Below are 12009 nucleotides of genomic sequence, written 5' to 3'. Positions count from 1 at the left end.
TTAATGAATTTTGCTGCCCAGGGTCACCACGCCGTCCGCTTTTTCGCGGCCCAGCCAACTGGTCCAACCGAGGCGACAGGCGTTCTGCTCACCGATGCGCAGTTCGCGGATTTCTTCCTGGCGCAAAACCAGGCGAATGTCGTAATCGAGCGGGTCACGCAGGGTGAACCGCACCAGCGCACAAAGCGGCTGATAGCCGAAACCGATCGGCAGGAATTCATGGAATCGCTGCCAGTCGAGTTCGGTGATGTGAATGCGGAATTTGCCGCTGCGATCGCGCACGTGTTCTCCGAGCACAAGGTCTTCGCCAAGCACGCTGTTGGCGCGGCCCAAACGATTGCGCTGCTCGTCGAGAATTTCCACGCGGCGCTCGATGCACTGCTCAATCACCAGGTCTTCGTGCTTGAAGTAGTAACGCAACACGGCTTCGATCAGCGCCGCCGAGTGCGCTCGCAAACTGAGCAGGCCGAGGTACGGCAGCAGGCGTTTCCAGTTGAGTTCCTTGGCCTTGCGGATCTCGTCGCCACCCAGACCGATCAGGGCAAACAGTTGCGAGGAGAACGGGTCGATCGCGCCGCTCTGGAAGCTCGCGCGATAGCGGTACTTGCGCCAGATCGGCAGCATCAGCCGTTGCAGGCGATGGTGGAACAGGTCGAGGAAATTGCGCGTCGGGTTGCCGTCCTCGCTGTCGCCCAGGGCCTGTTCGCCGTAAAACGCCGGCAGCGGCGAACCGGAGCCGACCAGGCCGATCAGGTTGAAGCGCATGCGCGCGCGCATCTTGCCGTGCTCTTCGAAAAACTCCACGCGATCGACGTCGCTGCGCGGAAAGCCCAGGCTCGGGTTGGCCTGGAACTCGACCTGGTCGTACAGATCGTCTTCGCTCAGATGCGGGTGCGCCTCGCGCAGCCGGTCGATCACCAGCAGCACGGCCTGAAACAGCGAGTACTCGCGTATTACCTTGGTCAGCCCGTTTAAAGCAGAGGCTGCAGGCCCATACGTGGTGTCCATTGGTACACCTCTCCCTGTGTGCTTTTTACCCGCAGCTCATGGAATGAATTGAGACTGGCGTAAAGCGCGAAAAACTCGTTGAGAACCGAAGCGAAGACGAACAGGTCGCCTTCGCCGATATAGCCTTCCGGGTCGATGGTCAGTTCGGTGCGCAAACCGCGTACCGGCAGACCACGATGCAGTCGGTCGACGTGGTGATGCTTGATGTGCTTGAGGCCGCCGAGCAGGCGCTTGCTGACCTTCTCCGCGTGCTGGTCGTAGTAGCGCGGCAGGTCGTAGGTTTCCAGAATCACCTTCAACGCATTGACGTCCGCTAGCGACAGATAGTTAAGCGACATGTTGCTGATCAGCTTCCACAGGAAGTCGCGGTTCAGCGGCGGCGCGAAGCTCGACGTGGCCGGGGTGATGTTGCGGAAACTGAGGAATTCCGGGGTCTGCTCGCTGGCCATGCAGATGTCGCCGAGCTTGAGCTTTTTCGGCAGGTTCTGGTTGGTGCACATCAGCTCGATCGACAGGGTCTCGTGGGCTTCGGTGTGGCGGATGCCGAAGCTCAGGTAAGTGTCGAGGCCGTCATGCAGCAGCGATGAACGCTGGCGAATGCTGTAATGCGGACGGCTGTTGGGCACGTCGAAACTCGGGTCGTGCTCGAAGGATTCGAACGGCACGTATTCCTGATAACCGAGCCCGCCGGGCTTCCAGCCAGTGACGGTTTCCACCGAGAACACGCCGCAGTTTTCCAGGTCGTATTCCGCCGGCAGCAGCAGGTATTCGTCCTGCTTGCCATCAAGGCGAATCGGCAGTGCGTCGTGCTCGAACAGATTGACGATCGGCGTGCAGAACAGCTTGACGTTATCCAGGGTCGGGCGCATGCGCATGATGCCGCTCTTGCGGATGTCGAAACGCAATTCGAGGCCGCGCATTTGCTTGAGGGTGTCTTCCGGCAGCGCTTTGAGGATGTCGAGGCCATTGACGTCGACGAAGAGGAATTTGTCCTGGAAGGCGAAGTATTCCTGCAGGTAGCGATAGCCACGGAAGGTGTTCAGCGGATACGGGATCAACGCTTCTTCTTCGGCAAAGCCCACCGGTTTTACCCGATCGCCGGGGATCTTGAACGCCATCGGCTTGCCGCTGACGCCATCGATCGCCTTGCCGGCGCCGTCGAGCGGGATCAGTTCGATGCCGTCGAGGTTGCGCAGCAGGCTCAGGTACAGCATCTGGCTGATGTAGCGCTCGCCGGCAAAGTGCAGGCGCAGTTTGCTCAGCTCCAGTTCGCCGAGGTGGCCGTCAGCGCTCATTTCCAGACGCAGGCTTAGCAGCGATCCGTCGCCCTTCACCGAGTAATTCAGCGCAGCCAGATCCAGCGGCAGCACTTCGGTCGGGTAGCAGGTGCGAAAGCGGCAACGGACATCTTCGATCGGCTTGCTCTCGATCGGCGTATCACGCTCGACCAGCAGCGCCGGCCCGGATCGCTTGAGCGGATCGAACTGCAAAATGCTGAATGCCGGCAACGGACGCATGTAGTTCGGCCACAGCAGCTGCATCAGCGAATGGCTGAGCTCCGGCAGTTCGTCATCGAGCTTCTGGCGCAGACGCCCGGTAAGGAACGCAAAGCCTTCCAGCAACCGCTCCACATCCGGATCCCGCCCGGCCTGCCCCAGATACGGCGCCAGCGCCGGACTACGCTCGGCGAAACGGCGACCGAGCTGGCGCAGTGCGGTGAGTTCGCTTTGGTAGTAGTGGTTAAAGGACACGGGGTACCTGCCTGGTATTGAATCGCATGAAAAACATCGTTTGGAGCACGATTGTCGTTGCGGACATCGTCTGCGCGACGTGCACGTAGATATTCATCGTTGTGCGGCCCCTTTTTTTTGCGGGGTGATCTCGACGCCCGTATACACATAGAGCTCTTCGCCGCCATAGCCACCAATTGCCGCAGCGCTGAGTGGATGGCTATCCCGGGTGCCATATCGAACCCAACCCTCAGTCCACATCCCACCATTCTGGTGACGAATTTCCACGTAGTAGTCCGGCGCTTCGTGCTTCGTAATCTCGACGAATACCCCGCCATCCTCGGCCCCAACCCACAATGCATTTGGATGCGCGAACAGCTTTGGTTCGGTCGAGCTTTCCATTCGCAACAGCACAGCGAAGCCGACCAGAATCGTCAGCAAACCGACCGAAGATAGGAAAGCGCCAAGGCATTGCCACGCTCTGATTTTCATTGAGCTGTTCCGCAAAAAAAAAATCATGGGTAGATCGTTGTCTCGCCGATCATCTCTTCGCACCTTGTTTCGCACTGCACCATGTTTTGAAATTCAAGCGATCAAACCCCTGACAAACATTTGCTTTGGAAATAAAAATGTAAGGCGCAGCCGCGTCATAAGAAAAATAATAATAATTCTCACCGTCCTGGCCGTAGATCCAATAAGAGGACGACCCTTGATTTATTTCATAGGGTTCGAAGGCGACGATTGAAGATTCCGCAGGAATAAAATTAACGCGATCCATCAACAGCATCAGCGAATTAGAGAAAATATTAGTCAGCAAGACGCCCCCCAAAACCAAAATTCCGGCAACAAGCGCAATCGTGGTAGACGTCGACAGCTTATTTTTCATAAAAATACAACCACGCAGTGCCTGCTTTCGCTGCGTCTAACAACGCCATCGCATCGCTTGAATACTTTTCGGCAAGCGGGCCCGAACCGTTGTAGGAAGCAATGACTTTTTTCAGTTGATCCGCGGACAATGCCCCGGAGTGACAGCGAGTCCCGGTCGCCCGGTCAACCAGTTCACGTAGATGACCGGCGCAATAGTAGAGGTCTGCTTTCCAGTCATCGCCAGGGATTCGCGTGTCTTGATTCCAACCAAAAATCCGGTACTGAACGTCTTCGGGCAATGGTTTCTTGCAGTAATAGTTCTCCGTGTATTTAACAGAGTTCTGCAATGTTGCGCGGCTCATGTTGGCAAAACCGCTCGAGCCCCCAGCCAACTTGTCCGGCACGGCGTCAAAAGCCATATTGTCGACAATCGCTAACAGAGTGGTCAGCGACCGTTCGCCGAACTGCATAGTTTGCAGAAATTTACTACCCTTAGGTCCATTCTCCTGCTGAAGAATAACCGCAAGCAAAATATGCGGGATCCCATAATATTCAGCCGCCTGCTTAATCCAGACTCGAATTTCTGTATCAGAGAAGCTCGCCTTGAGCATCTCTTTGGTTTTTGGCACATACCACATTATTTGCAACGGAGAAGGCAGCTCACCGGTATAGCTTGGGACACTGTCGTAGCCAGTCAGCGTCGTGACTTCTTTTCCATTACAGCGGCAAACTTGCAACTCTACTGGCGCAACATCAGAGGTTTTCGTGCTCGCGGCCGCGCCCGCTGGCACATATTCCTGCCCATCCATACTGATTTTTTCAGCCTCGGCCATGAACGAGTACTCCCTCAGCTCTCAATAAACACTTCAATTTTTTCGGAGGCTGTGTGTGCCTTCACGCGGTGAGTCAGACCCAACTCATTGGTGATTCCGCTTTCGAGAGATCCATCCGCTCGGCGTAGTAAGTACTTGGTATCCGCGAGCGGGTTCCCCTGGCCGTTTTTGAGTTGGAATTGAGCATCAAAGCCCGGAATGATCAAAGGCAACGGCGGCACAAACGGCGCCGGCGTATGCGAATTGCCAATAATCACCGTGCCGGATCCAGCCGTAACCTTGTTGCCATGAGTCCCCACCGAATCAACCGTCGCGGCAGGTTTGCCGTTGATCAACACAGTGGTCGCCAAACCGCCCGACATCGCACCACCACACGCCGAGGCATCGCCTTGGCGGGCGGCCGCGAGGCCGTCGAAGAACACGTCGCCGGAACCGGCGGCGATCGGGTTGGTGCCGTGGCCGGGGAGCGGGCAAGCGGTGGGGTCGGATACGCGCGCTGCGGGTTTGCCAGACATCGGGGATCTCCTTAGGTGACCTTGACTTGACCGCTGCCATCCAGGCGCGCGGAGAAACTGACCTGACGCTTGAAACCCTCGACTTCCAGCAGGCCTTCGATACTGAAGGCCAGGCGAAGCTGATCGTGGTCACGCGGCAGGGAAATGACACGCACGTTGCTCAGGCGCGGCTCGTAGGCTTCGATGAAGTTTTCGATAGCCAGACGGGCCTGACTCAGGGAGTCGTGCAGGCTCAGGCGCATGTCATTGAGATCGGGCAACCCGTAGTCGGCCAGCGTTTGCACGCTGCCGGCCCGGGTGCTGAGCATTTTGGCCAGATGGGCAGCCACTGACGCCATGGCACAAGCCTCAAGGCTGTTGCCCTTGCGTAGTTGTGCGTCGCCGTTGAGGCGTTCGAACAGGCTGCCGTATCCGTCCATGAGTCGCTCTTACTCTTTGTCCAGCTTGCCAACCAGCGACAGGGTGAAATCGGCACCCATGTACTTGAAGTGCGGACGCACGTTCAAGCTCACGCGGTACCAGCCCGGCTCGCCTTCAACGTCGCTGACGATCACTTGCGCAGCGCGCAGCGGACGACGGCCACGCACTTCGGCGCTCGGGTTTTCCTGGTCGGCAACGTACTGACGGATCCACTTGTTCAGTTCCAGCTCGAGGTCGGTACGCTCTTTCCACGAACCGAGTTGCTCGCGCTGCAGCACTTTGAGGTAGTGAGCCAGACGGTTGACGATCATCATGTACGGCAGTTGGGTGCCGAGCTTGTAGTTCAGCTCTGCGGCCTTGCCTTCTGCGCTGATGCCGAAGAACTTCGGCTTCTGCACCGAGCTTGCGGAGAAGAACGCCGCGTTGTCGGAGCCTTTACGCATGGTCAGGGAAATGAAGCCTTCCTCGGCCAGTTCGTATTCACGACGGTCGGAAACCAGAACCTCAGTCGGGATCTTGGTTTCGATTTCGCCCATGCTTTCGAAGTGGTGCAAAGGCAGGTCTTCAACCGCGCCACCGCTCTGGGGGCCGATGATGTTCGGGCACCAGCGGAATTTGGCGAAGCTGTCGGTCAGCTTGGTGCCGAACGCGAATGCGGTGTTGCCCCACAGGTAGTGCTCGTGGCTGTTGGCAACGGTTTCCTTGTAGACGAACGACTTGACCGGGTTTTCTTCCGGATCGTACGGGTTGCGCAGCAGGAAACGCGGCACGGTCAGGCCAACGTAACGGGAGTCTTCCGAAGTACGGAAGCTCTGCCATTTGGCGAATTGCGGGCCTTCGAAGTGGTCTTTCAGATCTTTCAGATCGGGCAGGCCGGTGAAGCTTTCCAGGCCGAAGAATTTCGGCCCGGCTGCAGCGATGAACGGCGCGTGGGACATGCACGACACGCTGGCCACGTACTGCATCAGCTTGACGTCTGGCGAGCTTGGCGACATGTAGTAGTTGGCGATGATCGCGCCCACCGGCTGACCACCGAACTGGCCGTATTCAGCGGTGTAGATGTGCTTGTACAGGCCCGACTGCATGACTTCCGGCGAATCTTCGAAATCGTCCAGCAGGTCTTCTTTGGAGACGTTGAGGATTTCGATCTTGATGTTTTCGCGGAAGTTGGTGCGGTCGACCAGCAACTGCAGACCACGCCACGAGGATTCCAGCGCCTGGAAATCCGGGTGGTGGAGGATCTCGTCCATCTGACGGCTGAGCTTGGCATCGATCTCGGCGATCATGCGGTCAACCATGGCCTTCTTGACCGGCTCACCGTTGTTCTGCGGCTTGAGCAGCTCTTCGATGAACGCCGACACGCCACGCTTGGCGATGTCGTAGGCTTCGTCGTCCGGAGTCAGACGGGTTTCGGCGATGATGCTGTCGAGAATGCTGTATTCGCCGCTGGCGGCGCTCTTCTCTTGTGCTGCGCTAGTGCTCATTGTGTTGGCTTCCTTGGCTACTGGAGTCTCAGGCGTCCGGGGCTGCGGCGTTCAGGCCCAGCTCACCGAGTACGCGACCGCGGGATTCGTCGTCGGCGAGCACGCCTTCGATCGCTTTACGGAACGCAGGTGCGTTACCCAGCGGGCCTTTGAGGGCCACCAGCGCATCGCGCAGTTCCATCAGTTTTTTCAGCTCGGGCACTTGCTCGACCAGGCTGGCCGGGTTGAAGTCCTTCATCGAATTGACGCGCAGTTGCACAGCCAGCTCTTCGGCCTCGCCATCTTCCTGCAGACGGTTCGGCACGCTCAGCGTCAGACCCAGTTCCTGCTTGGCCAACACTTCGTCGAAAGTCACCTTGTCGATGCTGATCGGCTTGCGATCTTCGATTTTGCGATCGTCCTTGCGGTGGGTGTAGTCACCGATTGCCAGCAGCTTCAGCGGCAGTTCAATCTCTTCCTGAGCACCGCCGGTGGCGGGTTTGAAGGTGACGTTGATGCGTTCCTTGGGGGCTACCGAGCCTTCTTTGGCCATGGCTTTTCTCCTTGCGGTTGTGGCCCTGGGGCCTATTCGAGTACCACTTCGAGGTCGAGATGGCACAGCCTGCGATAAATCTCTTCCTTGCGTTCACGTACGGCATGGTTCTGCGGTAACAACTCGCAGCAACTGTGCAGCAGGTGCAGCACTTCCAATGCAAGATCGGGCTCCCAGGCGTGCAGGCCTGAGTCCTGTAATGTCTGATCGAGGGTCTCTAGCTGGTTCTTGGCCAGTTCGTATTTCTTGGCCAGGAAGCACAGCCGTGCGAGGGCGAACTGCCAGAAAAAGCGTTCGCGACCGCCGTAGGCCGATTGCAAACCCTGCTTGAGGATCTGCACGGCTGGCTTCAAACCTTCCTTGCGCAGAATCGGCTGGACGTCCTCAAGGGCTTTTTCCCAGGCCGGCTGGGTTTCGACGGTTTCGCTTTCGACCTTGCGCGGCGCGCTGGCGCTTTGCAGATGTGGCATGACGTTGGCGGCGATCCACGCCCGGGTGGACGGATCGGCAAACGGCGCGCCGTCATGGAAGCGCAACTCGATGATGCCTGGCAGGCGCTGAATCAAAAGCGCGAAGTGGATTTCCACTTCGCGCATGGCCAGCTCGGCGTTAAGGTTCTGGAGACATTCCCAGACCATCCTCTGGCCATCGAACCAGAACGGCGCCTTCGCCAGGCTCGCCTCCAGTTCCACCAGCAGGTCGGCGTATTTGCCTTGATCGAAACGGTCCTGGTAGAGCTTGAGCTTTTCCAGCGGCAGGCCGCGCAGCACGGTGATCTGGTCGGCGTTGCGCTCGGGCACCGCGTCGATGGTCATCCACAGCAGTGTGCGATTGAGGCGCAGGGCCCGCAGGTCGGTGGCCTTCTGTTTGAGCCACCAGGCGCACAACGGCCGGGCACTTTCCTGCTGGGCGCGCAGGGCTTTGTGCGCGTCGCGCTCGTTGTCGATCGGCGCGCCGGGGGTGAGCAACTGAGTCGCCGCCTGCTTGACCTGCGCTACCGCCGCGCCCACCACGCCGGGTGCAGGCTGATTGTCGGCAGCGCGCTGGATCATGGTCTTCAGGCGACGGGAGATCGGCAGCAGCAGCGGCGCGTCGTCGCCCAGGTGTTCAGTGCAAGCCGCTTCCAGGCCGGCCAGATGCTCGGACAGCTGCCGGAACATCGGCAACTGCTCTTTGATCGCAATGTTTTCGGTGATGACCTGCTCGAGACGCGGCACCAGCCAGCCGATCGCGGCGGCACGGGTGCGGGGTTTGAGCGGGTGGACGTTGGCCCAGTTGTTTTCCGACAGATGGTGCAGCAAACCGAGGCCGGCAAGCAGCCCGGGGAAGGATTCACGCTGGTACAGCGACCATGTCAGCCAGGCGCCGACACGCAGATCCTTGGATTGGGTACGCAGGAGATTTTCGCTGTTTTCGCGAATTTTCAGCCAGTCGATCTGCCCGCTTTCGTGCATCGACGACGCTTTGGCCAGCTCGCTTTCCAATGCCTCGAATTCGCTCGAGAAACGAACGTCTTCGCCCGCGAAATTCTCTTTGGAAACAGAGACTTTTGCGAGTTCAAGGTAATGGGCGGAAAGTTTGCTTGAGTAGGACATCCATGGCCTTTATTAAGGATTACAGTCATGCGCGCGAGTGGAGTTTCGCAACGCGGGACAGTATCGAAGAGCAGTTCAGCGACTCATCCAATTGAGATGTGCTCTTTCAAGTGGGCGCATCGTAATCACAATGATGGCCACTAGCAAGCATCTGATTAAACAACAAGACGAAGTGTTCATTAAGACCTGTAGGAGATTGCCCTATATGTCACAGGGGATTTCCCGAGGGCGACTGATAATCAGCGACTTTTGCATGCCTGCGCCAAACCGTTGTTCCAGAGCCTCCCGGCGCAGCCATGGGAGCTTGCCCAAGCGCTGCGACTCTCAAGCGACGTGCAGCATGACAAATCCAGGAAAGATTAGAAGTAGGAGACTTCCGAATTATGACCGGCATCTTTTAACAATTCGCCGGCGACAACGGACAACGAAAAAAGTGCTATCACAATGATGGCATTTCATTTGTTTAACGCGTTCTGTCGTCAAGAAACAAGCCGTTGCAGTGCAAAACCCGATAGTTATCGATACACCTTTGTTCGGCAACTCCCTGACTCCACGCCTGAGAATACTCAGACAAAAGTCAGGGGTTACTTCCTACATAAATTCATTTTCACGAACCTGGCTTGAAAGTCCGGAACCCTAGTAAATTACGCCCTCCCCAAAAGCGCGGGTCAGGAGCCTTAACACATGGAATTGAAATCACTATTTTTTGCCGCACTCATGGGCCTTCCCTTGTCTGCGGTATCCGCGGACGCCCCGTCACTGGACGGTCATTACTATCTGACCGGCGCAATGGAAATGGGCGCCGAGTTGCTATTGCGCAAGGACGGCACCTTTGATGCCGGTGTGGCCTATGGCAGCGCCGACGGCTTTGCCAAAGGCACCTGGAAAGTAGAGAACCAGACAGTGTTGCTGAAAAGCCAGACCAAGCCGACGTCCAACAGTGATTTGGGCGGCCTGTTCCAGGATCTGCAATTGGCGATCGAGCCAAACTGCCTGGCCGTCGATTTCGGCAACGGCAAGGCTTGCTTCCGACGCCAGTAAGCCAACAGGCAGCCACAAAAAATGGGCACCCGACCGCAATCGGTGTGCCCATTTTTGCGGTTCTCCCCGTTATTCAGGGGAGCACGTCGCCATCAAGGATTGACGCTGTCTTTCAACGATTTGCCAGGCTTGAACGCCACAGTGTTGCTGGCCTTGATTTTGACCGGCTCGCCGGTCTGCGGGTTTTTGCCGGTGCGGGCGCCGCGGTGGCGTTGCAGGAAGGTGCCGAAGCCGACCAGCGTCACGCTGTCCTTGCGGTGCAGGGCGCCGGTGATTTCTTCGAGGACGGCGTTGAGGACGCGATTGGCCTGTTCTTTGGTCAGGTCTGCCTTTTCGGCGATTGCAGCGGCGAGTTCTGGTTTACGCATTAGTGAAGCCCCTTTGACGGTTTTTTGTTGTTATGTCCGTGCTGTTCTCGTTGGAACAGCGCCCAAGGCGCCGCAGGCTCTACTCTGCGGCAGACGGGAGTGAGAATGGCACGCCGCCAACGGCGGCGCCAGTGTCCCCACGACCTTTGTCGGGGCAAAAGAGCGGTGATTGCGACAGAACGACCGGCATTTACGCCAGCAGGGGCGGAAGCTGTTTGTTCAGGGCCAGTTTTTCCATGACCGCCGCGCCGGTCAGGGCGTAACCGAGCAACTGACCGTCGGCGCTGCGGCACAAGGCTTTGATGTCGGCGCCCTGCCCTTCGACGGCCCAGACGCCCTCGCTGCCCCGCGGCGGCGGCGATACCACCAGCGGGCACACTGGGGTTTTTACGGTGATCGGCATCGGGCCATAGCTGACGGCGGTCGGGTTTCCCGCCAGGGTCTGGGCCAATGCGCGTGCACAGCTCATCAGCGGCATCACGTAGAGCAGATTCAGCCCGTCGACTTCGGCGCAATCGCCCAGCGCGTAGATGTTGGCGTGGGAAGTTTTCAAGTAACGATCGACCATCACGCCACGATTGACCTGCACGCCGGCAGCCGCCGCCAGGTCGATGCGTGGGCGCAGGCCGATGGCCGAGACCACTACATCGCACGGTATGACCTGGCCGTCGGAAAGGTGCGCTTGCAGGCCATCGGCGACTTTCTCCAGCCGGGTCAGTACCGGGCCGAGGTGAAATCTTGCCCCGATACTTTCCAGCCCGGTTTGCACGGCCGCCGCAGCCGCGGGATGCAACAGCATCGGCATGACCTGTTCGCATGGCGCGACCAGTTGCACTTCGTAACCGCCAAGGATCAGGTCATTGGCAAATTCGCAGCCGATCAGCCCGGCGCCCAGCAACAGCACCCGCCGTTTGCCCGCCGCTGCGGCACGGAAGCGTGCGTAATCTTCGAGATCGTTGATCGGGAACACCCGATCAGCGCCATCACCTTCGATCGGCACGCGCACGGTTTCCGCGCCCCAGGCCAGGATCAGGTCGCGATAGGGCACGGCTTCCTCACCGATCCACAAGCGCTTGTGACCGGCGTCGATGCCGCTGATGCGCGTGTGGGTGCGCACTTCAGCGTTCAGTTGCTCGGCCATGGCGCCGGGTTCGGCCATGCTCAGGCCGTCGGCATCCTTGTTCTTGCCGAAACCGGTGGAGAGCATCGGCTTGGAGTAAGAGCGGCCGTCATCGGCGGTAATCAACAGCAGCGGGGTTTCGCTGTCGAGCTTGCGAAACTCGCGGGCCAGGTTGTAGCCCGCAAGCCCGGTGCCAATGATGACGACTGGTGCGCTCATGCCTTGCTCCTTGTAGGTACTCAGTTGATTTCGATCATTTCGAAGTCCATTTTGCCGACGCCGCAGTCCGGGCACAGCCAGTCTGCCGGTACGTCTTCCCAGCGGGTGCCCGGCGCGATGCCGTCATCCGGCCAGCCGTCGGCTTCGTTATAGATCAGGCCACAGACGATACATTGCCACTTCTTCATTCAGGTACTTCCTCAGGGTTCAGGCGTATGCCGGCGCGGACGGTCGATGGGTGCTGCGCTGCCATCCGGCTCAGGGCGTTTTGTACTGA

The 12009-nt window shown here is 58.5% G+C and carries 14 protein-coding genes; 1 reads left to right on the top strand and 13 read right to left on the bottom strand.

Features of this window, described 5'->3' with window-relative positions; genetic code table 11:
- The 10 genes from tssG to tssA form a co-directional block, all read right to left on the bottom strand.
- On the bottom strand, positions 1-1008 hold the full coding sequence (gene tssG / locus VNV36_RS07115) for a type VI secretion system baseplate subunit TssG (protein WP_325717148.1): 1008 nt from the start codon (positions 1006-1008) through the stop codon (positions 1-3).
- Positions 972-2759 carry a type VI secretion system baseplate subunit TssF gene (gene tssF, locus VNV36_RS07110; RefSeq protein WP_325717147.1) on the bottom strand — a complete coding sequence of 596 codons (1788 nt, stop codon included), beginning with the start codon at positions 2757-2759 and terminating at the stop codon, positions 972-974. Before tssF ends, tssG begins: the two co-directional genes overlap by 37 nt.
- Before the next feature lie 93 nt (positions 2760-2852).
- On the bottom strand, positions 2853-3230 hold the full coding sequence (locus VNV36_RS07105) for a hypothetical protein (RefSeq protein ID WP_325717146.1): 378 nt from the start codon (positions 3228-3230) through the stop codon (positions 2853-2855).
- A 49-nt stretch (positions 3231-3279) separates the two neighbouring features.
- Complete coding sequence (locus tag VNV36_RS07100; RefSeq protein WP_325717145.1) at positions 3280-3624, bottom strand: hypothetical protein; 345 nt, start codon at positions 3622-3624, stop codon at positions 3280-3282.
- Positions 3614-4438: a hypothetical protein gene (locus VNV36_RS07095; RefSeq protein ID WP_325717144.1), complete on the bottom strand. Its 825-nt coding sequence runs from the start codon at positions 4436-4438 to the stop codon at positions 3614-3616. Before VNV36_RS07095 ends, VNV36_RS07100 begins: the two co-directional genes overlap by 11 nt.
- Before the next feature lie 14 nt (positions 4439-4452).
- Positions 4453-4953, bottom strand: coding sequence for a PAAR domain-containing protein (locus VNV36_RS07090; RefSeq protein ID WP_325717143.1), 501 nt, complete (start codon positions 4951-4953; stop codon positions 4453-4455).
- Positions 4954-4964: 11 nt separating this feature from the next.
- Entirely contained in the window at positions 4965-5372 is a 408-nt protein-coding gene (gene tssE / locus VNV36_RS07085) for a type VI secretion system baseplate subunit TssE (RefSeq protein WP_007920274.1), read from the bottom strand.
- A 9-nt stretch (positions 5373-5381) separates the two neighbouring features.
- Positions 5382-6857 (bottom strand): type VI secretion system contractile sheath large subunit, encoded by a 1476-nt coding sequence (gene tssC, locus VNV36_RS07080; RefSeq protein ID WP_064589845.1) that lies wholly within the window; start codon positions 6855-6857, stop codon positions 5382-5384.
- A gap of 28 nt (positions 6858-6885) precedes the next feature.
- Positions 6886-7389: a type VI secretion system contractile sheath small subunit gene (gene tssB / locus VNV36_RS07075; RefSeq protein ID WP_042608085.1), complete on the bottom strand. Its 504-nt coding sequence runs from the start codon at positions 7387-7389 to the stop codon at positions 6886-6888.
- A gap of 32 nt (positions 7390-7421) precedes the next feature.
- A complete protein-coding gene (gene tssA, locus VNV36_RS07070; RefSeq protein ID WP_325717142.1) occupies positions 7422-8984 on the bottom strand; it encodes a type VI secretion system protein TssA in 1563 nt (520 codons plus the stop codon).
- A 729-nt stretch (positions 8985-9713) separates the two neighbouring features.
- Here tssA and VNV36_RS07065 point away from each other — a divergent pair.
- Complete coding sequence (locus VNV36_RS07065; RefSeq protein WP_325717141.1) at positions 9714-10025, top strand: hypothetical protein; 312 nt, start codon at positions 9714-9716, stop codon at positions 10023-10025.
- Positions 10026-10117: 92 nt separating this feature from the next.
- Here the strand turns inward: VNV36_RS07065 and VNV36_RS07060 are convergent, their stop codons facing one another.
- The 3 genes from VNV36_RS07060 to VNV36_RS07050 all read right to left on the bottom strand — a co-directional run bounded on the left by VNV36_RS07060 (position 10118) and on the right by VNV36_RS07050 (position 11920).
- Positions 10118-10393, bottom strand: a complete 276-nt coding sequence (locus VNV36_RS07060) for an HU family DNA-binding protein (RefSeq protein WP_003213368.1) — start codon at positions 10391-10393, stop codon at positions 10118-10120.
- Between the two features lie 190 nt (positions 10394-10583).
- A complete protein-coding gene (locus VNV36_RS07055) occupies positions 10584-11732 on the bottom strand; it encodes an NAD(P)/FAD-dependent oxidoreductase (RefSeq protein ID WP_325717140.1) in 1149 nt (382 codons plus the stop codon).
- A 20-nt stretch (positions 11733-11752) separates the two neighbouring features.
- A complete protein-coding gene (locus VNV36_RS07050; RefSeq protein WP_003177199.1) occupies positions 11753-11920 on the bottom strand; it encodes a rubredoxin in 168 nt (55 codons plus the stop codon).
- Between the last annotated feature and the right edge of the window lie 89 nt (positions 11921-12009).

The organism is Pseudomonas sp., assembly GCF_035554175.1.
Classification (GTDB): domain Bacteria; phylum Pseudomonadota; class Gammaproteobacteria; order Pseudomonadales; family Pseudomonadaceae; genus Aquipseudomonas.
This window is presented reverse-complemented; position numbering and strand designations above follow the sequence as displayed.

Coding starts and splice junctions, on each gene's coding strand:
- tssE (WP_007920274.1), bottom strand. CDS start 5,372: ATGGACGGATACGGCAGCCTGTTCGAACGCCTCAACGGCGACGCACAA.
- VNV36_RS07050 (WP_003177199.1), bottom strand. CDS start 11,920: ATGAAGAAGTGGCAATGTATCGTCTGTGGCCTGATCTATAACGAAGCC.
- VNV36_RS07105 (WP_325717146.1), bottom strand. CDS start 3,230: ATGAAAATCAGAGCGTGGCAATGCCTTGGCGCTTTCCTATCTTCGGTC.
- VNV36_RS07095 (WP_325717144.1), bottom strand. CDS start 4,438: ATGGCCGAGGCTGAAAAAATCAGTATGGATGGGCAGGAATATGTGCCA.
- tssC (WP_064589845.1), bottom strand. CDS start 6,857: ATGAGCACTAGCGCAGCACAAGAGAAGAGCGCCGCCAGCGGCGAATAC.
- tssB (WP_042608085.1), bottom strand. CDS start 7,389: ATGGCCAAAGAAGGCTCGGTAGCCCCCAAGGAACGCATCAACGTCACC.
- VNV36_RS07055 (WP_325717140.1), bottom strand. CDS start 11,732: ATGAGCGCACCAGTCGTCATCATTGGCACCGGGCTTGCGGGCTACAAC.
- VNV36_RS07090 (WP_325717143.1), bottom strand. CDS start 4,953: ATGTCTGGCAAACCCGCAGCGCGCGTATCCGACCCCACCGCTTGCCCG.
- VNV36_RS07100 (WP_325717145.1), bottom strand. CDS start 3,624: ATGAAAAATAAGCTGTCGACGTCTACCACGATTGCGCTTGTTGCCGGA.
- VNV36_RS07060 (WP_003213368.1), bottom strand. CDS start 10,393: ATGCGTAAACCAGAACTCGCCGCTGCAATCGCCGAAAAGGCAGACCTG.
- tssG (WP_325717148.1), bottom strand. CDS start 1,008: ATGGACACCACGTATGGGCCTGCAGCCTCTGCTTTAAACGGGCTGACC.
- tssA (WP_325717142.1), bottom strand. CDS start 8,984: ATGTCCTACTCAAGCAAACTTTCCGCCCATTACCTTGAACTCGCAAAA.